The organism is Streptomyces sp. NBC_01334 (assembly GCF_035983595.1).
Lineage (GTDB): Bacteria > Actinomycetota > Actinomycetes > Streptomycetales > Streptomycetaceae > Streptomyces > Streptomyces coriariae.
Genome location: NZ_CP130718.1, coordinates 9,431,403 through 9,453,173, shown reverse-complemented (window position 1 = coordinate 9,453,173; position 21,771 = coordinate 9,431,403). Strand labels below are relative to the sequence as shown.

The window sequence follows — 21,771 nt, the reverse complement described above, 5'->3', positions numbered from 1 at the left end:
CACTGCTGGCAGCATCACCGCTGTGAACGCCATATTCACCACCCCACCGCGGCCGTTCGACATCACCGCGCTCTTCCCTCAGCTGGCTCCTCTGGCGCGGACGGCGACCCGGCTGCACCCGCGGCCGGGGGCGCCGACCGTGCACGACAGCTCCGTCGGCGGCCCGCTCCTGTGGCCCGCCTGCGAGCCGTGGCCGCACTGCGACGAGCCGCACGACAGGCACGCGGCGCCGGTGGTCTACTCACCGGACGACGTCCGGCTCCTCCGCCGCGACCGCGCCGTAGCGGCCGAGCGGTTGCGCCTCGCCCCCGAGGCACCCCAGTGGACCCCCGAGGAACGGGCGACCGGGGAGCGGATCAAGGTGGGCCGCCCGTGGTTCGACGGCCCGATCCCCCTCCTGCCCGTCGCCCAGCTCTACGCCCGCGACGTCCCCTTCCCGTGCCCGCCCGACGCGGACCTCCTCCAAGTGCTCTGGTGCCCCTTCGACCACGAGATGGCCCACCCCCGGACAGCCCTCTTCTGGCGCTCCTCCGCCACCGTCACCGAGGTTCTCGACGCACCGCCCGAGCCGCCCATCGTCCAGCGGGACTGCTACCTCCCGGAGCCGTGCCTGTTCTCACCGGAGCAGGTCACCGAATTCCCCTACCCCGGGGAGCTGAGCAAGGAGCTCCGGGACCAGCTGGACGACATGAGCCGCTGGGAGACGATCGATCCTGCGCGGTACCACACGTACGCGGACGACCCGGGCGAGCTCTACCAGAACAACCTCTCCACGGCCCCCGGCTGGAAGACCGGCGGCTGGAGCAGCTGGCCCCGCACCGACCCCAAGCCCCGCCCCTGCCCCGAGTGCGGCACCGAGCAGGTCCCGCTCCTCACCATCGCCTCCTGGGAATGGGACGGCGGCAGCGGGACCTGGATCGCCGAGGAGGAACGGACGAACCCGACCCCGCCTCCCCTGGGCGCCCAGGACGGCAACTTCACCTTGATCGACATCATCGGCGGTTACGACCTCCAACTCCACGCCTGCCCGGCATCCCCGGACCATCCGCACATCGAACTGCTTCCGTGAGCCCTGCGTGTGACCGAGACGAGTGCCACCGGCCCGGAGTCCGCGGCCGAGGCAGGATCCGCCGAGGCCCGCGGTACACGTTGTCGGCGGCTCAGCGGCATGCCGAGCCGCCGCAGGCGCCCTGTTGGTGGTCTGATCCCGGGTTCGTCTCTCGGTGTGAGCCGTCGTTCGTCTCGACTTGCGGTCGAGGTGGGGGCGGTGGCCGTCCGCCGCGGTCCGCGGACGGTACGGGCGACAGCGGGTCGGCGGCGGGGGGGACGGTCGGCGTCGCTGGGCGGGTCAGCGCCCGGACGGCCGCCGACGGCCTGGTCGAGTGGGGCGCGGACGGTGCCGTTCCGCGCGAGTGGGCTGGGCAGCGCCTTCGACGGGGTGGTCGAGAGAGCGTCCCTGGCGCGTTGGCCTCGGCCTCGGCCTCCATACCGGTATGCCAGGCATCGCGCTCCGGCCAGGGGCAGAACTGACGGGTACGGCTTCGCGCTCGAGTTCGTCGTTCACGGCCTGGCCACGCTGGTCGGGAATCAGGTGCGTGGAACGGACGACCCGCCGGGTCCGGTCCTGCCGGTCCTTCGGCAGGGACCGGCCCCGGCGGATCCGCTCCTCCGACTACGACAGGGGCGGGAAGGCGTTCTGCATCAGCTGCTGGAACTGGGCGGAGAACCAGTGCCCGGCCAGCGGCGAGTTCGACAGAGCACCCGTGGGGTTGTTGCCGTTACGGGCGTTGCCGCCGTAGGTGGGGTCGCACATCCGGTCGAAGCCCTTGCCCTCGTCGTTGGAGACGGCCGAGCTGGACCCGTCCGACTCCCCCGGGGGCTTCACCCACACGTAGGCGTCGATTCCGGCGGCCGGGGCCGCGGTGGGCCGTTCGCCGATTCCGGCGCCGCTCTGGTTGCACCAGTTGCCGGCGTGGATGCGCCGGTCGACGCGGCTGCTGTCGACGTAGCCGTCGACGGAGGTCTGCGCACCCGGGCCGGCGGGCCGGGCCGCGCCGCCCCAGCCGTTGCGGGAGGTGTCGATCAGCATGCCGATGCCGGACTTGAAGCCGGCCGCGACCAGCTTGTCGCGCAGCGCCTGGGCGTAGGACTGCTCGTCCGCGTACTGGTTCCAGTCCAGCCACTTGGACTGGCGCACCGTCTGCCCGTTGACGCTGTCGGTGACCTTGAAGTAAGGCTCCTTGACGGGGCTGTAGTTGGCGGTGTTGACGATGAAGCCGGCCACGTCGTCCACGCTCGCGCCGTTGGTGGTGGCGACCTTGGCGAACTCCTGCGCGGCCGGGCCGAGGTTGCTGTCCCAGCCGAGCCAGCCGTGGTGGGCGGCGTCGATGTAGTTGTAGACGTTCGGGACGGCGCCGAGTTTGTCCAGGGCGTAGCTGACGCCCTTCTCGTAGTTGCCGTTGCCCTTCATGGTCACGCAGGCATCGGTGCTGGTGTTGGTGCCGCCGGCGTTGGTGACCAGGTTGGGCAGTGAGTCGGGCTCGATCACGGTGGCGATCCTGAGGCCCGCGTACTTCGCCTCGGAGAGGATCGAGGCGATCGGGTCGATGTACTGGGACTTGTACTTGTCGAGGTCGTTCGGGCCGAGTTCGCCGTTGGAGGCGAGGGCGGCACAGTCGCGGCCGGGCAGGTCGTAGATGACCAGCTGGACGACGAGCTCGCCGGAGCCCTTCTGCTTCAGTGCCTCGTCCAGGTGGGCGCGCAGTCCCATGCCTCCGCTCACGCCGTTGATGGCGGCGATCCGGTCGAGCCAGACGGCGGTGGGCTGGTTGGCGATGCGGCTGCCACCCGGTTCGGCTGCGGCCTTCGCCGACCACTCCGGGTTCACATACGACTTGGCGCCGACGTACGGGTTCTCGACCCGGCTGCCGTTGTCGCCGCCGTTGTCACCGCCACCGCCACCGCCGCCACCATCGCCGCCGCCATCGACGTTGCAGGTGACGCCGTCGAGCGTGAACGTGGCGGGTATGGCGTTGGTACCGCTGTAGGAGGCGTTGAAGCCGAAGCTCACGGAACCGCCGTTCGCCAGCGCGCCGTTGTAGCTCTCGTTGGCGGCAGTGACAGCTGTGCCGCTCTGGCTGATCTTCGCGCTCCAGCCGTTGGTGATCTGCTGGTTGCCGGCATACGACCACTTCACCGACCAACTCGACTTCGCGGCGGCGTTGTTGGTGATGGTCACGGCGGCGGTGAAGCCGGTGTCCCAATGGCTCTGCACCTTGTAGTCGACGGTGCAGGGGGTGGCCGTGACCGCGGCACCCGCCGATTGGATGCTGAGGGCGGTTCCGGAGGCCCCGGCGACCAGCGCCAGGGCAGCGAGCAGCGATGTTCGAGTGCGACTCATCTGTGGTGGTTTCCTTTGTTTTCCGTGGGGTTTACGGGTTGACGGCGCGCGTGTGGTCGCGCAGCCCGATGCCGTACGTGGTGGGTGTCCCGTCGTAGGCGGTGGTCAGCGCGCCGTTCGGAGGAGTGGTCGGGGGTGGACCGGTTGCCGGAGCGGCCGGGGGCGAACCGGTCGGCAGCGGACTCGGCTCCGTGTCGTCTTCTCAGGCCGTCCCGTCACACCCGTCGTCACGTCGTAGTTGACGACGGTCGGTGCAGGGTGAGGGAGAGTGTCCGGCCCGGGCGGCGGGCGATCAGTTACGGGCTATCAGGTACGGACGCTCGAGCCGGAACCGCGCCCGCCGTCTCCGCTCTCCGCGGCGGCGGTCACGGTGACGCCGGACTCGGAGCACCGGGCGTCCCAGCCCCAGGTGACCTCCTGGTCGCCCGCTAGGCCGAAGTACAGCTCCCACACGCCAAGGGGCGTATCGCTGTTGCGGTCCTCGGCCACGGAGCTCCGGCGACCGGTGTCCGACCGGCTGGGGTCCGAGCACTCCACCGTGCAGGCCGGAGGCGCTCCCTCGGCCGCCACTGCGGGCACGGCCACCCCGCCGAAGAGGCGCGACGGCGCCGGCGACGGTACGTGTGCTGAACATGGGGGGTGTCGCATGAGCGACTCCTTGCAGCTTGGCGCGCCGTGACAGGCGCGTCGACTGAATGGAACCGCTCCCACTGGTGGGAAGGAAGATAGCGGCAACTCGCCCCGATGCCCAGTCCCACGTCAGGAGTTGAACTCAACGACACCCACGAACCACTTCGAGCGTTCAAACACCTTGACCGCTCACAGGATCGCCCCCATTAATGGGAGCGCTCCCACTGGTTCAGTAACTGACTTCTCCCCGAGCCGTACGCCGCAAGGAGGAACCAGCACATGGATCCCGGACGCAAACGCGGAGCCGGTCGACGGTTATGGACCGCCGCCCTGGCCGCGCTCGCCCTGCCCCTGTCGATGCTCGCCACCGGCCCCACCGCCGCGCACGCGGCGTCCGTCCGGTGCAGCGTCGACTACAAGACCAACGACTGGGGCTCCGGCTTCACCGCCGACCTCACCATCACCAACCGCGGCACGGATGCGATCGACGGCTGGACCCTGACCTACGGCTACACGGGCAACCAGAGGCTCTCGAACGGCTGGAACGGCGCCTGGTCCCAGTCAGGCCAGACCATCACCGTCAAGAACGCCTCGTACAACAGCACGATCGCCGCGGGCGCCGCGGTCTCCACCGGCGCGCAGTTCACCTACAGCGGCGCCAACACCGCCCCCGCCGCCTTCGCCGTCAACGGCACCAGCTGCACCGGAGCCCACCAGCCGCCGATCACGGTACTGACCAGCCCGAGCGCGGGCGCGGTCTACACCCAGGGGGACCCCGTCCCGCTCGCGGCCACCGCCGCGGCGGCGGACAACGCCACGATCAGCAAGGTGGAGTTCTACGACGACACCACGCTTCTGGGAACGGACTCGAGCGCGCCGTACTCGCTGTCGGCCTCGAGCTTGGCCGCGGGCAGTCATTCCCTGGTGGCCAAGGCGTACGACAGCCTGGGCGCCGCCGCGGATTCGACGCCGGTCGGCATCACGGTCGCGTCCGGCCCCGCCGTCGTTGCGTCCCCCGCCCAACTCGGTGTCCAGCAGGGCAAGTCGGGCACGTTCTCGGTGAAGCTGTCGAAGCAGCCGAGCGCGAACGTGGCGGTCACCGTGGCCCGCACGGAGGGCAACACCGGGCTGTCCGTGTCCAGCGGCTCGTCGCTGACCTTCACGCCGGCCAACTGGAACACCGCACAGTCGGTGACCGTCTCGGCCGACTCCTCCGGCACGGGCAGCGCGACCTTCACCGCCTCGGCCGCCGGCCACGGCAAGGCGACGGTCACCGTGACCGAACTGCCCGCGTCGAAGACGTACGACGCCCGCTTCCTCGACCTCTACGGGAAGATCACCAACCCCGCCAACGGCTACTTCTCCCCCGAGGGCGTCCCGTACCACTCGGTCGAGACACTGATCGTCGAGGCCCCGGACCAGGGGCACGAGACCACCTCCGAGGCCTACAGCTACCTCATCTGGCTGCAGGCGATGTACGGGAAGATCACCGGCGACTGGACCAAGTTCAACGGCGCCTGGGACATCATGGAGAAGTACATGATCCCCACCCACGCCGACCAGCCGACCAACTCCTTCTACAACGCCTCCAAGCCGGCGACGTACGCACCCGAGGAGGACACGCCGAACGAGTACCCGGCGAAACTGGACCCGTCGGTATCGGTGGGATCCGATCCGATCGCAGGTGAGCTGAAGTCGGCGTACGGTACGGACGACGTCTACGGCATGCACTGGATCCAGGACGTGGACAATGTCTACGGCTTCGGCAACACCCCGGGCGGCACCTGCGAGGGCGGCCCGGCGGAGACCGGCCCGTCGTACATGAACACCTTCCAGCGCGGCCCGCAGGAGTCGGTGTGGGAGACGGTGCCGCAGCCGACCTGCGACGCCTTCAAGTACGGCGGAAGGAACGGCTACCTGGACCTGTTCACCGGCGACTCGACGTACGCCAAGCAGTGGAAGTTCACCGACGCCCCGGACGCCGACGCGCGGGCCGTGCAGGCCGCGTACTGGGCCGATGTGTGGGCGAAGGCCCAGGGCAAAGGCAGCGACGTCTCGGCCACGGTCGGCAAGGCCGCCAAGATGGGCGACTACCTGCGCTACGCCATGTACGACAAGTACTTCAAGAAGATCGGCAACTGCGCGGGGCCCTCGACCTGCCCGGCCGGCACCGGCAAGGACGCCTCGCACTACCTGCTCTCCTGGTACTACGCCTGGGGCGGCTCGAACGACACCAGTGGCGGCTGGGCCTGGCGCATCGGCTCCAGCCACACCCACGGCGGCTACCAGAACCCCCTCGCCGCCTACGCCCTGAGCTCCAACGCCGACCTGAAGCCCAAGTCGGCCTCGGGAACTTCGGACTGGGGCAAGTCGCTGCAGCGACAGATGGAGTTCTACCAGTGGTTGCAGTCGTCCGAGGGCGCGATCGCGGGCGGGGCGACCAACAGCTGGGCGGGCCGCTATACGACTCCCCCGGCCGGCACGTCGACCTTCTACGGCATGTACTACGACCAGCAGCCCGTCTACCACGACCCGCCGTCCAACCAGTGGTTCGGCTTCCAGGCGTGGTCCATGGAGCGGGTCGCCGAGTACTACCAGCAGTCCGGGAACGCCCAGGCGAAGGCGGTCCTCGACAAGTGGGTCAAGTGGGCGCTGTCCAAGACCACCATCAACCCGGACGGCACCTACCGGATCCCCTCCACCCTCCAGTGGTCCGGCCGGCCCGACACCTGGAACGCGTCAAGTCCCGGCGCCAACACGGGACTTCACGTCACCGTCGCCGACTACACCAACGACGTCGGCGTGGCCGCCGCGTACGCCAAGACCCTGACGTACTACGCCGCCAAGTCCGGTGACACGAACGCCGGGTCGACGGCGAAGGCGCTGCTGGACGGCATGTGGAACAACTACCAGGACGCCCTGGGCATCGCCGTCCCCGAAACCCGCAGCGACTACAGCCGGTTCGACGACGGCGTGTACGTCCCGAGCACCTTCAGCGGCAAGATGCCGAACGGCGACGCGATCAACTCCTCCTCGACCTTCGCCTCGCTGCGGTCCTTCTACAAGAACGACCCGGCCTGGTCGAAGATCGAGAGCTATCTCGCGGGCGGAGCCGCACCCGTGTTCACGTACCACCGCTTCTGGGCCCAGGCGGACATCGCCCTGGCCATGGGCTCGTACGCGGAGCTCCTCGAATAGGCCCCGCCCGCGCTCCGCGTGCGCGGTCCTGACACCTGACGTCAGGGCCGACCTGCCGGGCGGCCCCACCAGCACAAGGGGCCGCCCGGTCCTGCCGTACGTGACCCGACACCGACGGGCCGGCAGGGCGGTGCACAGAAGTGCAACCTTCCGGTTGCACCTCTGGAGTCGATGTGCAACCCTGGAGTTGCATCAGACGGTGACGATGAAGGAGCCCCTCATGAGCGAGGACCGGATCGAACGCGAAACCCTGATCGCAGCACCCCTGGAGCGGGTCTGGTCGCTGGTGGCCCAGCCCGGTTTCTGGGTGGCCGACAAGGCGAGCCTGCCCGGCACCGTGGCCAGGGAGGGCGAGTCGATGGTGGCGAAGAACCCCGAGCACGGCGACTTCCCGGTGCGTGTGGAGAAGGTCGAGCCGCCGACCTACCTGTCGTATCGCTGGACCAGCGCCTTCCCCGGAGAAGAACTGCGCGAGGACAACAGCACCCTCGTGGAGTTCACGTTGACCCAGGAGGGCGACCGGACCCGACTCCGCGTCGTCGAGAGCGGGTTCGCGGCACTGGCGGGTTCCGAGGAACTGCGCAGTCAGAACCTCAAGGACCACAGCGCGGGCTGGCCTCTGGAGCTCGACGCGCTCAAGGCACGCGCCGAACAGTCCGCCACGTGACGGAGGAACGTCCCGGAGCCGCCGAGGTCGTCGACAGCGTCCTCGGCGCGCTGGCCGACCCGACGCGTCGCCAACTGCTCGACCTCCTTGCCGCACAGGGCGAGGCCACTGCCACGACCCTCGCCGAACGGCTGCCCGTCTCGCGGCAGGCAGTGGTCAAACACCTCGCCGTCCTGGACGCCGCCGGGCTGGTCTCCGGCGGCCGCGTCGGACGTGAGGTTCGCTACGCGGTGCGGCCCGCGGCACTGGACACGACGGCGCGATGGATGGCCTCGCTCGCGGCCGACTGGGACCGGCGGTTGGCGAACATCAAACGCGTCGCCGAGGCGGCGGAACGCGATCCGGGTGCGACACACCCCGATTGAACCGAGGGAAAGAACCCCATGGACACGACAGTACGCGCAACGCCTACCGGACACTGCTCGAAGTCCACTGTCGAGTCGTGGGAGTCATGGGTTCCGAACCGGTTCACATCCCCGTCGATCCATCGGTCTGGCGCGCCTTGCCGGTGTCGGCGCCGGCCGGAGAGCCACGGTGTTTGCCACAGCGAAGGCGATCCGGTCATGAGTGCCGCGAGCCCGGGCGTTACGGCGTTGCGCCCCCTTCGAGAGCCCGCCCCCGGTCTACCCTCGGCCCGTGGGGCAGCCTGAGCAGCGCGCCGAGGGCGCGGGACCGTTCACCACCCGGCTCACCTGGCGCCTTCCCGGCGGCGGCACCGCGGTGTGGGATTCACGGCTCGCGCGGCGGCGCGGACTGCTCGCCGTCCGTCCTCCGGGCGCGGCGACCGCTCGGCACACCCGTGCGGACGCCGTGGGCATCGCCAGGCTGCGCAGACTCAACGCCGTCGCGGCGGTCGCCTTCGTCATCGGCGGGGCACTGTTCGCGACCGGGGCCGCCTTCGCGCAGTTCGGCTCCGGCAATGCCACGCAGTGCGCCTCGATCTACTTCGCAGGCGGCCTCTTCTTCAACACCGGAGGCTATGTCTCGCTGCTCCAGGTGATCAATGCACCTCGCCACGTGGTCGGCGGCGAAGGTCCGCTGGTCACCCACCCGTGGCGGTGGTGGAGCTACGAGCCGATGCGAGTGGACTGGCTGAGCGCCTTCGTCCTCTTCGCGGGCACGCTCGTCTTCGCCGTCGACCTGCTGGACTCCTTCCTCCAGGGCCTGAACGTCCACCAGGTCAACCGGCTGATCTGGGCGCCCGACATGATCGGCTGCCTGCTCTTCCTGGTCTCCGGGCATCTGGGCTTCGTCGAGATCTGCCATGGACGGCCCTGCGTCCGCCCGCACAGTCTCGGCTGGTGGATCGTCGCCGTGAACCAACTCGGCTCCGTCCTGTTCATGGTCTCGGCGCTCGCCGCCTACACCCGCCCCGCCACGGGCAGCCTGGTCAACGCCGACATCGCCAACGGGAGCACCCTCGCCGGCGCCCTGTGCTTCTCCGTCGCCGGGCTCCTGCAACTTCGCGAACACCCGTAGGACTCCACGAAACGCATCTGCCGTGCCCGGTCACGGCGAAGGAAGAGTGAGAGGCTCGCCCGGCGGTGGTCCGGGCGGGCCGGCAGAGGTGGCCTCACCCCTTCCGGGAGGCGTCATGCACCATCCGACCGACCCGACGAACGGTTGCCGCCCCGTGCGGGAGCCCGAAGTGCTGCGACGCACTCTGTCCATCCGGGTGCTCCTCAGCGCCGACGAGGCCGTTCAGCTCAGGGTCTGCTTCGTCCACGACCCCGCCGATCCGCTCGCCGTACGCATGGACTTCCCCGGCTCACCCGACGACATCGCGCCCTGGACGTTCTCGCGAGATCTGCTGTACGCCGGTCTGCGCGTGCCGTCCGGTGAGGGCGACGTGCGGGTCTGGCCGCCCTGCCCCTGCCATGGCCTGGGCACCGTCCGGATCCTGCTGCGGAGCAGTTTCGCCGCTGCGGTGCTCTTCGTGCCGGCCGACGAGCTTCGTGACTGGCTGGACGAGACGTTCGCGTCGGTGCCTGCGGGGGAGGAATCCGCCCGCATGAGCTGGGAGGGGCCCCTGGAGCGTCTGCTGTACCCCGGGTGACCGCGGTGCGGCCGACACGCCGACCCCGGACATGCCGTGCATCCGTGGGCCGTCCGACCACGGAAACAGAAGGTGACGCGACCGGTCAGCGCCACCGGATCAGTGAGCGAAGAGAGGCAATCGTGGTCGAAGTCGAGCGTGTCCTGACCGTCCACCATCCCTTGGACGAGGTCGTGCGGTACCTCGCGGACTTCTCGCACGCCGAGATGTGGGACCCAGGCACTGTCACCTGCGAACGGCTGGGCGACCGCGCAGTGTCCGTGGGGACGGAGTGGCGGAACGTGTCGGAGTTCCGAGGGCGTCGCACGGAGCTGCGATACCGGCTCGTCCGGTGGGAGCCGGACCGCCTCACCTTCGTGGGGCGGAACAAGACGGCCACCTCCACCGATGACATGCGCTTCGAGGAACGCGCGGGAGTCACGCAGCTGACCTATCGGGCGCATGTCGACTTCCACGGCCTGGCTCGGCTGGCCGGTCCGCTGCTGCAGCGCGAGTTCGAACGGCTCGGCGACCAGGTGTCCGAGAGTCTGCCGCGGGCGGTCGACCACGCTCTGGGCACTCCGCCCTCGCAAGGCGACCGGCCACGCTGAGGCTCGTCCGCCACCCCGCTCGAGTGTCCGGAAGGACGGCGCCGCTCGCGAGTCAGCCGGGGCCGGCGGCCGCCCGTCATGGGCTGAGCTGTCGCCTCAGCCGGACATCAACATCGCGGCCCACCCGAGCGGCGCTCGGCCCGTCGTAGCCCGGCGGAACATGATTCAGATGAGTTCGGGCTGCGGTTCCGGTTGCCGGGCTGGTGCGGTCTTCGGTTCCCACAGCGCGGTGGTCCGCGCGTACCCGTAGATCACTGAGGTCATCGCCAGCAGGAGAAGCGGTCCGGACACCCACGGATGCTCCGCCATCGGCAGCGGCAGGTAGCGGTACGACACCAGGAGCGCCACGAAGACGGTGGCACCGTAGGCGACCAGTTGGATTCCCGATCGATCCCAGCCGCGGTCGAGCGAGCGCAGACCTGCCTCGATCGTGACCGCGAACACCACGCCGGCAATGAGATCCACGCCGTAGTGGTAGCCGAATCCCAGGGTTGCGGCGAGTGTGGCAACCAGCCAGAACGTGCCGGCGAACCGCAAGAATCGCGGGCCCTTCCGGGAATGGATGAAGATCGTGGTAGCCCACGCCGTGTGCAGGCTGGGCATGCAGTTGCGCGGGGTGATCTCGTCGAACGGCATGTGGCGCGGGCTGGTGATCGGCGACGGAGTCACCGGCCACAGGTCGGCCACCGCCCACTGCTCGCTCGGCGGCGTGTGCGCCCACAGGCTGACCGACGCCCAGTGCTCGGCGCCGGTGCCGTAGGCGAAGACCGGTCCGACGACCGGGAAGATCATGTAGATGGCCGGTCCGAGGAGGCCGATCACCAGAAAGGTGCGCACCAGATGGTGCCCCGGGAAGCGACGCTCGACCGCCACGTTGCGCAGTTGGTACAGCGCGACGACGACCGCGGCCACCGCGAGCTGGCCGTAGACGATGTCGAGGAAGTTGAAGCCGATCGACCCGGTGGCGGTGATGATCCGGCCTGCCAGCCACGACGGTTCGCCCAGCGCGTGGTCGGCGGTCGCCACGTACTGGTCGAGCACCATGGGGCGGGTCTTCGAGGTGATGATCAGCCAGATGTCACCGGTCTTTCGGCCGGCCACCAGCAGCAGGCCCAGCCCGACGCCCTTCAGCAGCAGGGCGCGTTCCTGGCCGGTGCGGCGCGTGACCGCGATGACCGCACAGCCCAGCATCACCCACAACGCGCCGTTGCCGAAGGGGTGGCCTTCGGTCACCTTGGCGTCGACCGCCCGCCGGACCAGGAAGAAGAAGACGTCGATGCCGATCGCGGCGCCGACCGCGATGAACCGTTGCCGCCAGGTGAGAACCACCATCATCAACGCCAGACTGGCGTACAGCAGGAAACCCGATTTGGGAGGGAATATCAGCTCCCCCACCTGGTTGCTGATCGGCCCCGGCAGGCCGCAGCGACGCGCCGCGACTTCCAGCGCGATGAGGAATCCGAGGGCGACCACACCCACCGTGGCCCACAGTATCGCCCGGGGATGACGCCTCACGGAGCGGGCAGTTCTTCCTTTTATTCGCGAAAACGCCCGCAATGCTATGTATATCAATTACTTAACCAATTTGTTTGATTTTGACTGATCACGTTACTCAGCACGCCGATGGGAGTGCTTTCCTGGCGAAGGACGGGCATGGGGGGCGTTCGTCGCGAGTTCGAACATGTTAACGGAGTGGTGCGGGTGGGTTACGTCGAAATGTGCATCGGCAAAGCTCGGTCACAGGTAGTGAGAGTGACCTGCCGGAGCTCCCGGGCCCGTCGCCTTCCGCCTCGGCCGACGTGACGCCCTGGGCGGGGCCTGCGGAGGGCGCTCTCGCGGTCAGTCGGTGGTGCGGGAGTGCACGCTCACCGCGTAGCCGCCGCCCGGGATGTACGGGTCGCCGTCCCAGGTGGCGAAGCGCTGCCGCAGGGTCAGTCCGGCCTGTGTGCACCAGTGGTCGAACTCCGTCAGTGTCACTGTCGGTTCCGGCAGTGGCAGGTGTTCCGCGTCCAGTCCCATTCCGGTAACCAGCAGTCCGCCGACGTGCAGTACGGCGGCCAGCTGCCGGACAACAGCCGGCCCGGTGCCGGGGGCCAGCAAGGGGATGACGTTCCCGGCGGCGAGCGCCAGGTCGAAGCCGGGTTCCAGACCGAGGCCGTCCAGCCGGGCCAGGTCGCCGTGGAGCCATTCCAGGTCGGGGGCAGCGCGGCGCGCGACGGCGAGCATGGAGCGGTCGAGGTCCACGCCCGTGCAGAGGTGACCCAGCGTGGCGAGCCGGATCGCGATCCGCCCGGTGCCGCAGCCGGCGTCGAGTACCCTCCCGGCAGGTTTCAGCAGCGCGTCGCAGAAGGTGGCCTCGCCGTGGACGTCGTGGCCCGACTCCGCCAGCCGCGCGAACCGCAGGGCGTACTCCTCGCCGGCTTGTCCGCCCGTCAGTTCCGCCCAGCGGTCGCGTTGGCTGCTCATGGTCTGCGTTCCTCCCGGTGGTCAGGGGCGAGGACCGGTGCCATCGCGCGTTTCCTATCGTAGGTACAGACCTCGCGGCCGCTCAGGGGTGCGGGAAGGCGTCCGCCCGGCCGCCACCGGGATCCGTGACGGCTCGACGCCGGTGACCTCCCGTCCCCCTGACGAGGGCTGTCCATCCGTCGCCCCACCTTGGTCAGGGCGAGTCGGCCTGGGACGGGGCCGGTTCCGGGACCGGTTCCCCCGCGGGTCCTGGAACGCCTCCGGTGGAGATGCGTGCCTTCCGCCAGGGCAGGAGGAGCGCGCTCGCCATACACAGCACACCGGCGATGAGCAGCGTGCCGCGGACGCCTGCCGCGTCGGCGAGGAGGCCTCCGGCGATCATGAAGACCGCCTGGCACGTCTTCGAGCTGACCGACCAGGAAACGCCGACACGGGACATGAACGCGTCCTGTGTGGCCTCCATGCGGTAGGTGGTGAAGGACGGGTTGAAGACGCCGGCGGCGAAGAGCAGACCGAAGTCGACGGCCACGATGATGAACACGCCGAGGGCACCGGCAGGCGCCAGCGGCAGCAGGATCGTCCAGAGTGTGCGGGCGGCACCGGACAGCAGCAGGATCCGGCGCTGCCCGAACCGCCGGGTCAGCGGCGGGGCCAGGCGCGAACCCAGCACTCCGCCCAGACACGGCAGCCCCAGAGCAAGGCCGTACTGCCACGGCGCGAGACCGAGGTCACGCAGCATGAGGACGGCCATCAGCGGCGACGTCATCATGATGGAGCCGCCGAAGAGCAGGGAGTTGAAGAACAGCGGGCGCAGTCCCGGATGCCGCAGGAGGTACTGCCAGCCGGCGACGATGTCGTGGCCCGGCCGAGCGGCGGCGCCGGGTGCCGGCGGCGCGGGTTCGGGCCGCCGGATGCGGCGGACGCCGAGGGCGGATCCGAGGAAGGACACGGCGTCGACCGCCATCGTGGCGGTGGCGCCCAGGACACCGACCAGGAGCCCACCGACCGGTGGCCCGGCGCTGACGCTGATCCAGTTGGTGGTCTCGAACAGGCTGTTGGCCCGAAGGCGGTGCTCGGGCAGGACCAGGGCCTTGAGGTGCGCGCCGCTCGCCGCGTCGAACGCGACGGACGCCGCCGTCTGGAGGATGCCCACGACACACAGCTGGGCGAAGGTGAGCACACCGAGAGCCGCCGCGACCGGCACGCTCACCAGCACCGCGCAGCGAGCCAGATCTGCGGTGATCATGACGGGCCGCTTGTACCGGTGCTCGATACGGACGCCGAGCGGCAGGGCGATCACCGCGCTGGCCACGGCGGACAGAGCGGTGAGCAGGGAAACCTGGAACGCCGAGGAATGCAGCACCAGGAGGGCGACCAGTGGCAGTGCCCCCATGGCGACGGCGCTGCCCGCAGCACTGACCCCGTAGGCGCCCCACAGCCGCCGGAAGTCCTCCCCGAGTGGAATCTGCCGCCCCAATGAACCCTCCCCCGCGTAAAAGCCCTCAGCGTAGTGGCCCGGACCGCTCCTCTGTTCCCGGCCGACGACGCCTGGGGAGGCAGACCCGGCAGCTGCCCGGGAGGCTGTGGGCCGTCAAGAGGCCTGGATCGGGGGCATGTCGGAGAGCAGGAGGGTGAACTCCAGGGCGGGGAACAGCTCCGCGGCCAGACGCAGCAGGCGCAGGGGCTGGGGCGCCAGGCCGGTCACTGCCGTCTGCCGGGGCGGGCCGTCCTGCAGTCGCTGGTCCGTGAGCAGGTGGAGGCCGGCGACGTCCATGAACGGGGTGTCGTGGAGGTCCCAGGTCACCACGCTCACGTTCGGCGGCAACGCGCCGCTGCGGCAGCGCGCAGCGCGGGCAGGGTGTCGTGGTCGATCGCTCCGTGCGGAATGATCCGGGCGGCGGTGCCGCCGATCATCGTGGTGATGTGCATCTGGGCGGGCCCCCTTTCGGGGGGTGGTGAGCCCAAAGGCGAGGCGCCCGACGGGAGGCGGCCGGCGATGGCGGGAGTTGGATGCCCGTGGAGGGGGCGATGTCCATGACCCAGAGGTCGGCGTCCGGGGTGCCGGCCAGTCTCGTGTCCGCCCATCGTTGCACGGCGAAAGCCGTGGGGGCCATGGTCGGCCGACGGAGCCTCGGCACGCATGGCGCGGCACCGGGCCCGCACGGCCGCTGCGTCAGACCGCGGGCGGCGGTGTCGCTGTCAGAGGGTCGAGCAGGGGGATACGGGCCGTGATGCGTTTGCCGACCGGCCTCTGCTCGATGAAGAGGGCCTCGGTGACGGCCTTGACGATCTCCAGACCGTGCTGGCCGATCCTGTCCGGATCGGCGGGCCGGGCCGCGGGGACGACGGGGTCGCTGTCCCACACGACGACGTCCACGACACGGGTGGTGATGCGCAGTTCCATCAGGACGGGCCCGGGGGCGTATTTGCGGGCATTGGTGACCAGCTCGCTGACTACCAGCTGGGTCAGGTCCCTGACCCGTGCGGATACGGGCAGGTGGTGGTCGGCGCCGGCTTGATCGAGGAAGGTGGCGGCGTGGTGACGGGCGTCGGCGATACAGCCGTCGTCTCCGCCCAGTGCGTGGCCGACGCGCATCAGATGTTCATCCGGCGCCGTACAACCGTCACCATCGGCATGGGATCCCACTGGCCTCGCCCTCATTCCCCGTTTTACGCGCGCTACCCCCGATTCCGTCATACATGTCAGAGGCATGTTGTTCGGCACGGCCGCCCGAGTGTATTTGGCCCGGGCAGTGGGGCAGAATCGTCCGTGCACGCCCTGAATCGGGGCAAGGCCAAGCAGCCAGTCGAGGAGACGGTGACCGATATCGAACAAGCGGGCCGGCCGGGCAGGCTCTCCGTCGAGCATCGCGTGGTGAACGGCGTCCGTGTCGTGACGGTTCAGGGCGAGATCGACCACGACGTCAAGGACGTCCTCGGCAGTGCCCTGCTGATCGGGGACGGCGCGACACAGCCGTCGCGCATCGTGGTGGACCTCGGCGGTGTGACCTTCATGGACTCCAGCGGCATCAACGTCTTCGTCGCCGCCCACCAGGCCGTCAGCGCCACCGAGGGATGGCTGCGTATCGCCGCCGCGCAGCAACCCGTTCTGCACGTCCTGCGACTGGTCGGCATCGACGCCCTCATTCCCTGTCACCCGACCATCGAGCAGGCCCTGACCAACTGAGCACCCTGTTGAGGTCTCCAGTCCGCCTGTGTCCCCAGTGCGCCTGTCCCGGACCGGCAGGGCAAGCCGAGCTCGGCGCGACGCGACAGCGCCACGCGAGGATCACGTAGAGCGTGGGGAAGCTCTTCGCCGTCCATGGTCGGCGAAGCGCCCGAGAGGCTGTCTCCCCAACCCCTCCCCTGCCGAGTCACCCTCACATCCACGCTCACACTCGTTCCGTGACACTGCGGCGGCCGAGGCACCGGTCTTCTGAGGCGCGCCCTCGGTGGCGGTGAAGCTCGCGACCCTCACGGGGTCGCCGTCCGCGAGCACGAGTGCCCTCAGGCCGCCGCTGAACCGGCGGGTGGCTTCCCTCACGCCCCACCGCCAGCGGCTATCCGTGGACGACGGAGATGATCGCGGTCGCGGACAAACACGAGAACGTCTACCTCGACACCAGCGTCTACACGGCCCGCCGCTACCCGGCGGAACTGGTGCGGTATCTGCGCGGCCGGGGCCGGGGCAAAGTCCTCTTCGGCACGACCCATCCGATGATCACCCCCGTCCAGGCGCGGCAACGCTCGCCGGGTGTTCGCTCTGTAGGCGCCGCGAACGGGCCGCCGGCCGTCACACGGAACCGTGAGCGAACTGTCGGTGGTGGGCGGATTGAGGGCCCGCGGGCTCCTCGGGCTGACGGACGGCAGCGGTGGCGGCCCGCGGATGCGGACTGCGCGACCTTGTTGTCCGCCCGGGACCGTCGCCTTTCGCGCCGGGCCGCCGAGGGTTAGTGTTCGGGTGCGACGAGTAACCCACGAGGAGCGCAGACATGATCGGTCGTCAGAGCGCGCGTTGACGCTGTGGGCCGTGATCGGCCTGTCATCGCGTGCTGCCCTTGATGTTGCGGCACAGCGAGCCTTTCCCCGCCCGACCGTAAGTGCGCCTGCTGTGCGCCAGGGGGCGGGCCTCGTCGTCGGCGATCCAAGGGACCTCCGTGCCGTCCGCTTCTCCCTCTTCCTCCGCCGTGTCCGATTCCGGTCGGCCGGTCCCGTCAGGTCTGTGGCGGGACGGCGACTTCCGCAGGCTCTGGGTCGGTCAGACGGCCTCCCAACTCGGCGAACACGCAAGCCTGGTGGTTCTGCCGCTCTTCGCCGTCCTGACGCTCGACGCCGGTGCCGGCGAGCTGGGCGTCCTGCGCGCGGTGGGGCAGGTTCCGATCCTGTTGCTCTCGCTCTTCGTCGGCGCGTGGGTGGACAGGTGGCGGACCCGCACGGTGATGGTGCTCACGGATGCCGGCCGGACCCTGGCTTTGGGCGCCGCCGCCGTGGCCGGTCTCCTCGAGGGGCTCGGTCTGCCGGGACTGCTTGTGGTCGCCTTCGTCGTCGGCGGCCTGTCCGTGTTCTTCGACGTGGCCTACCAGGTGTCTGTCGTGCGGATGGTGACGCCTGATCAGTTGGTCCGGGGCAACAGCGCGCTCGAGGGCAGCCGGTCCGCGGCGCAGATCGGCGGTCCCGCCCTCGGCGGCGCACTGGTGTCACTGCTGTCGGCGCCGATCGCCGCCGCCTCCAGCGCGCTGTTCTTCGCGCTGTCGTTCCTGTCGATCCGGCGGATCCGTCGGGTCGAGTCGCTCCCGAAGCCCTCGGATCGTCCTCCTCGTGTAGGGCGGCGGATCCGTGAGGGCCTCCGTTTCGTCGTCGGCGAAACCTCGTTGCGAACCGTGTGCCTCGCCTCGGCCGCCTTCCAGTTCTCCTTCGCCGCCATGATGACCGTCTATCTGCTCTTCCTGCCACAGGAGTTGCACCTGTCGGGCACCGCCGTCGGGCTGGCGATCGCCGCCATGGGGCCGGGCGCGCTCCTGGGCTCTGTGCTGGCCGCCCGTCTGCCGAGCCGTTTCGGCCATGGCGTGGTGCTCATGTCCGCGGCGGCTCTCGGCGACGGCGCGTTCCTGTGTGTGCCCGCTCTGCACGGCTCCGCTGCGGTGACGCTTCCCGTGCTGCTGACGGTCAACTTCGTGTTCGGCGCCGGCGCCCAGTTGGTGAACGTCACGGTCATGGCCGTCCGGCAGGCCGTCACTCCGGACGGGATGCAGGGCCGCGCTGCCGCGACGATCACCTTTGTGGGCATGGGGCTGACCCCGCTCGGCTCGCTCCTCGGCGGATCTCTCGCAGCGGAGTGGGGGTTGCGCACCAGCCTCCTGGCGACGGCCGCAGGCATGATGTCGTCCCCGGCGCTGATGGCTTTGTCCCCGCTGGCTCGTCTGGGACGGGAGCTTCCTGTCCCCGGAGGTTCTCGCGGTCGCGTCGAAGGCTGCCCGGCACTCGGTCCGGTTCGTACTGAGCCAGACGGCGTCCAAGCCCCAGGGGCCCGCCGTCGTCCGCCTCCCGGGCCTTCCGGAGCCGGGTGATCTCCTCGCGATGGCCCGCTGAACGTGAGAGGCGTGCGTTCAACGCGTGCACGGCGGCCGAAGTCGACGACAGCGCCTCGGCGTCGACCCGGGGCCCGGCCGGAACCTCGAACGTGGCCTGGATCCGTGCGGCCGTCCACCGTTCAACATGCGCTTTCCCACCGGGAATTGGGTAACAGAACCCCCCTGCTATGGTGCGCCGATGTCATCGATCAAGCAGTTCCAAGTCACCTTCGACTGTGCGGAACCCGAGCGTGTCGCTCGCTTTTGGTGCGAGGTGTTGGGGTACGTCGTGCCGCCGCCCCCGCAGGGGTTCGCGACTTGGGGCGATTTCGACCGCTCCCTGCCTCCGGAGGAGCAGGGTGCATGGTTCGCCTGCGTTGATCCGTCAGGTGTGGGGCCGCGACTGTACTTCCAGCGCGTTCCGGAGGGCAGGGTCGTCAAGAATCGGGTGCATCTCGACGTGCGGGTCGGCACCGGACTGGTGGGCGAGGAGCGCCTGGCCACGCTCGAGGCCGAATGCGCACGGCTGGTCGCGCTCGGCGCGGTACGCGTGCAACTACTGGTTGCCGATGGCAAGAACGAGTCCTGCATCGCGATGCAGGACATCGAGGGCAACGAGTTCTGCCTCGACTGAGCGTCCTGCGGGACGGCCAGGCGGGGAGCCTTGCACTTGGGCCGCCACGGACCGAGGGAGCCTTCTCCCACGATGCGTACGGCTCCGAGCAGGACGAGCCGACGTCATCCGCTCCCACCGGTGGGAAGTTCCTGTTCGGCCCAGATGATCTTGCCGTCGATGGTCTGGCGGGTGCCCCAGCCCTGGGTGAGCTGGGCGACCAGGAGCAGCCCGCGGCCTCCCTCGTCGAAGGTGCGAGCCCGACGCAGGTGGGGGGCGGTGCCGCTGCCGTCGGAGACTTCGCAGACAAGGTTGCGGTCGTGAATCAGTCTGAGCTCGATGGGGGGTCGGGCGTGCCGGATGGCGTTGGTGACCAGTTCGCTGACGACCAGCTCGGTGACGAACGCGGCCTCGTCCAGGCCCCACTCGGACAGCTGTCGGGAGGCGTTCTTCCGTGCTTCGGCAACCATGGCCGGGTCGGGCGGTACCGGCCAGGTCGCCACGTGGGAGGCGTCGAGGGCGTGGGTTCGGGCCACGAGCAGGGCGACGTCGTCGGAAGGGTGGTCCGTGAGCATGGTCCGCAGCAGGGCGTCGCAGGTCGCCTCCAGATCGCCGGTCGGCCGACGCAGCACTTCGCTCAGCGCGTCGATGCCCTCGTCGATGTCGCGACCGCCGGCCTCGACGAGCCCGTTCGTGTAGAGGACGAGCAGGCTGCCCTCTGCCAACTCCAGCTCGGTCGACTCGAAGGGCAGGCCGCCGAGGCCCAGCGGCGGGCCCGCCGGAACGTCCAGGAACTCGACCCCGCCGCCCGGCGTCACCAGGGCAGGCACGGGGTGGCCCGCGCGGGCGACGGTGCAGTGCCGGGAGACGGGGTCGTAGACGGCGTACAGACAGGTGGCCCCGATGTCGCCGGCGGTCACGGCCGTGCTGTCGGCCCCGGCGGCGAGACGGTTGACCAGGTCGTCGAGGTGGGTCAGCAACTCGTCGGGGGGCAGGTCGACGTCGGCGAGGGTGCGTACGGCGGTGCGCAGCCGTCCCATGGTGGCCGAAGCCTGGATGCCGTGGCCGACGACGTCTCCGACGACGAGTGCCACCCGGGCGCCGGACAGCGGAATGACGTCGAACCAGTCTCCGCCGACTCCGGCCCGGCTGCCGGCGGGCAGATAGCGGGAGGCTACGTCCAGGGCTGCCTGCTCGGGGAGTCCCTGGGGCAGCAGGCTGCTCTGCAGCGTGAGGGAGATGGAACGCTCGCGGGTGTAGCGGCGGGCGTTGTCGATGCAGACGGCGGCGCGGGCGGTGATCTCCTCCCCGAGCAGCAGATCATCCTGTTCGAAGAGCTTGGGCTGCCGGTGACGCGAGAACGTGGCCACGCCCAGGGTGAGCCCACGGGCCCGCATCGGCACCGCGAGCACCGAGTGGAATCCGAATCTCCGCATGCGTTCGGCGCGCTGCGGGGTGTGCCGCTCCACCTCGTCCAAGGCTTCGGGTGTCACGTGCTCGATGAACGGCCGGCCTGCGGCCAGGCACTCGGCGGCCGTCGACCCGGCCGGATACGCGGCAACCGCCCCCCGCCGCACCACGGCTTCGGGGCAGCCGTCCAGGACCGACTGACAGGCCACCCGGCGCAGCATCACCGGACCGTGTGGCGGCCCCTGCGGCGGATCCTCACCGCCCTCGATCGCCGGCAGGAGATCGACGGTGACGAAGTCCGCGAACCACGGGACGGCGACATCGGCCAGTTCCTGAGCCGTACGCGCCAGGTCCAGGGTGCTGCCGATGCGCACGCTGGCGTCGTTCAGCAGTACCAACCGCCGCCGCGCCAAGTGCTGTTCCGTCACGTCGTGTGCCGTGAGCAGGACCCCCTCCATCCGGCCCTCGGCGTCCCGCACGGGCGCGAAGGACATCGACCACACGCTCTGGCGCTCCTGGCCGACGAGGTGCAGCGCGGCCCCGAGCTCCTGCCGCCGACCGGTCTCCAGTACCCGCCTCATACCTGCTTCGGTCCGTTCGCTCTCCGGATCGCGGACGAGCTCCGTCACCCGCAGCCCGCGCATCGCCTCCTCGGACAGGCCCATCACACGCTCCATGTCCGCGTTCGCCCGGCGCAGCCGCAGTCCGGTGTCGTACAGGGCCATGGTGCAGGGGGCCTGGGTGAAACTCCGCCGGACGAACGCGTCGTCCTCGGGCAGCGGCGCCGGGCGGTTCACCGGTGACACCAGGAGCCACCCGTCGCCGTCGCCCTCCCGGCGGTGAGCCAGCAGTCCGACCGTGAGCGGACGGCCGTCACGGTGCGGCAGCGTCACCGTCCCGCTCCACCTGCGCAGACCCGTCAGGGACCGGGGCAGCTCGGTGGGAGCCTCGTCCGGGAGGAGCGCGGCCACGCTCCGGCCGACGACCTCGGCGGCCCGGTGGCCGAGCAGTCGTCGTGCGCCCTCGTTCCAGGCGGTGACGATGCCGTGCCCGTCCACGGTGGCACTCGCCGTGGACGCCTCGTCGACGATCTCCTGCGACGAAGCGCCGCGGCCCTCGTCCCCGGCGGACGCGGTTCCGGTCATGACCTCATCTCGCCTCCCTCACGCCT

The 21,771-nt window shown here is 69.9% G+C and carries 18 protein-coding genes; 10 read left to right on the top strand and 8 right to left on the bottom strand.

Going from position 1 to position 21,771, the window contains the following annotated elements; all coding sequences use genetic code 11:
- Positions 1-22: 22 nt before the first annotated feature.
- On the top strand, positions 23-1,069 hold the full coding sequence (locus tag OG736_RS41935; RefSeq protein ID WP_327187145.1) for a hypothetical protein: 1,047 nt from the start codon (positions 23-25) through the stop codon (positions 1,067-1,069).
- Positions 1,070-1,672: 603 nt separating this feature from the next.
- On the opposite strand, the gene OG736_RS41930 is transcribed toward OG736_RS41935, so the two are convergent.
- Together OG736_RS41930 and OG736_RS41925 are read right to left on the bottom strand one after the other, a co-directional pair.
- A complete protein-coding gene (locus OG736_RS41930) occupies positions 1,673-3,400 on the bottom strand; it encodes a glycoside hydrolase family 6 protein (protein ID WP_327187144.1) in 1,728 nt (575 codons plus the stop codon).
- Positions 3,401-3,706: 306 nt separating this feature from the next.
- Positions 3,707-4,048 carry a cellulose binding domain-containing protein gene (locus tag OG736_RS41925; RefSeq protein WP_327187143.1) on the bottom strand — a complete coding sequence of 114 codons (342 nt, stop codon included), beginning with the start codon at positions 4,046-4,048 and terminating at the stop codon, positions 3,707-3,709.
- Between the two features lie 261 nt (positions 4,049-4,309).
- Between OG736_RS41925 and OG736_RS41920 the strand changes: the two genes are divergently transcribed.
- The 6 genes from OG736_RS41920 to OG736_RS41895 all read left to right on the top strand — a co-directional run bounded on the left by OG736_RS41920 (position 4,310) and on the right by OG736_RS41895 (position 10,541).
- Positions 4,310-7,228: a glycoside hydrolase family 48 protein gene (locus OG736_RS41920; RefSeq protein ID WP_327187142.1), complete on the top strand. Its 2,919-nt coding sequence runs from the start codon at positions 4,310-4,312 to the stop codon at positions 7,226-7,228.
- 220 nt (positions 7,229-7,448) lie between these two features.
- Positions 7,449-7,895, top strand: a complete 447-nt coding sequence (locus OG736_RS41915; RefSeq protein ID WP_327187141.1) for an SRPBCC domain-containing protein — start codon at positions 7,449-7,451, stop codon at positions 7,893-7,895.
- Positions 7,892-8,260 carry an ArsR/SmtB family transcription factor gene (locus OG736_RS41910; RefSeq protein WP_327187140.1) on the top strand — a complete coding sequence of 123 codons (369 nt, stop codon included), beginning with the start codon at positions 7,892-7,894 and terminating at the stop codon, positions 8,258-8,260. Before OG736_RS41915 ends, OG736_RS41910 begins: the two co-directional genes overlap by 4 nt.
- Positions 8,261-8,531: 271 nt before the next feature.
- Positions 8,532-9,374, top strand: coding sequence for a hypothetical protein (locus OG736_RS41905; RefSeq protein ID WP_327187139.1), 843 nt, complete (start codon positions 8,532-8,534; stop codon positions 9,372-9,374).
- Positions 9,375-9,489: 115 nt separating this feature from the next.
- A complete protein-coding gene (locus OG736_RS41900; protein ID WP_327187138.1) occupies positions 9,490-9,951 on the top strand; it encodes an SsgA family sporulation/cell division regulator in 462 nt (153 codons plus the stop codon).
- Positions 9,952-10,073: 122 nt separating this feature from the next.
- On the top strand, positions 10,074-10,541 hold the full coding sequence (locus OG736_RS41895; RefSeq protein WP_327187137.1) for an SRPBCC family protein: 468 nt from the start codon (positions 10,074-10,076) through the stop codon (positions 10,539-10,541).
- Positions 10,542-10,706: 165 nt separating this feature from the next.
- Here the strand turns inward: OG736_RS41895 and OG736_RS41890 are convergent, their stop codons facing one another.
- The 5 genes from OG736_RS41890 to OG736_RS41870 form a co-directional block, all read right to left on the bottom strand.
- Positions 10,707-12,056, bottom strand: coding sequence for a phosphatase PAP2 family protein (locus OG736_RS41890; protein ID WP_327187136.1), 1,350 nt, complete (start codon positions 12,054-12,056; stop codon positions 10,707-10,709).
- A 324-nt stretch (positions 12,057-12,380) separates the two neighbouring features.
- Positions 12,381-13,007 (bottom strand): class I SAM-dependent methyltransferase, encoded by a 627-nt coding sequence (locus OG736_RS41885; RefSeq protein WP_327187135.1) that lies wholly within the window; start codon positions 13,005-13,007, stop codon positions 12,381-12,383.
- 193 nt (positions 13,008-13,200) lie between these two features.
- Entirely contained in the window at positions 13,201-14,484 is a 1,284-nt protein-coding gene (locus OG736_RS41880; protein ID WP_327187134.1) for an MFS transporter, read from the bottom strand.
- 114 nt (positions 14,485-14,598) lie between these two features.
- Positions 14,599-14,811, bottom strand: coding sequence for a hypothetical protein (locus OG736_RS41875; RefSeq protein ID WP_327187133.1), 213 nt, complete (start codon positions 14,809-14,811; stop codon positions 14,599-14,601).
- Positions 14,812-15,180: 369 nt separating this feature from the next.
- Positions 15,181-15,603, bottom strand: coding sequence for an ATP-binding protein (locus OG736_RS41870; protein WP_327187132.1), 423 nt, complete (start codon positions 15,601-15,603; stop codon positions 15,181-15,183).
- A gap of 222 nt (positions 15,604-15,825) precedes the next feature.
- On the opposite strand from OG736_RS41870, the gene OG736_RS41865 reads away from it, so the two are divergent.
- From OG736_RS41865 to OG736_RS41855, 3 genes are all read left to right on the top strand, one after another.
- Complete coding sequence (locus OG736_RS41865; RefSeq protein ID WP_327187860.1) at positions 15,826-16,194, top strand: STAS domain-containing protein; 369 nt, start codon at positions 15,826-15,828, stop codon at positions 16,192-16,194.
- A 1,000-nt stretch (positions 16,195-17,194) separates the two neighbouring features.
- Positions 17,195-18,574, top strand: a complete 1,380-nt coding sequence (locus OG736_RS41860; protein ID WP_327187131.1) for an MFS transporter — start codon at positions 17,195-17,197, stop codon at positions 18,572-18,574.
- A 202-nt stretch (positions 18,575-18,776) separates the two neighbouring features.
- Positions 18,777-19,211 (top strand): VOC family protein, encoded by a 435-nt coding sequence (locus OG736_RS41855; protein WP_327187130.1) that lies wholly within the window; start codon positions 18,777-18,779, stop codon positions 19,209-19,211.
- 104 nt (positions 19,212-19,315) lie between these two features.
- Here OG736_RS41855 and OG736_RS41850 read toward each other — a convergent pair whose 3' ends face one another.
- Positions 19,316-21,745, bottom strand: a complete 2,430-nt coding sequence (locus OG736_RS41850; protein ID WP_327187129.1) for a SpoIIE family protein phosphatase — start codon at positions 21,743-21,745, stop codon at positions 19,316-19,318.
- Between the last annotated feature and the right edge of the window lie 26 nt (positions 21,746-21,771).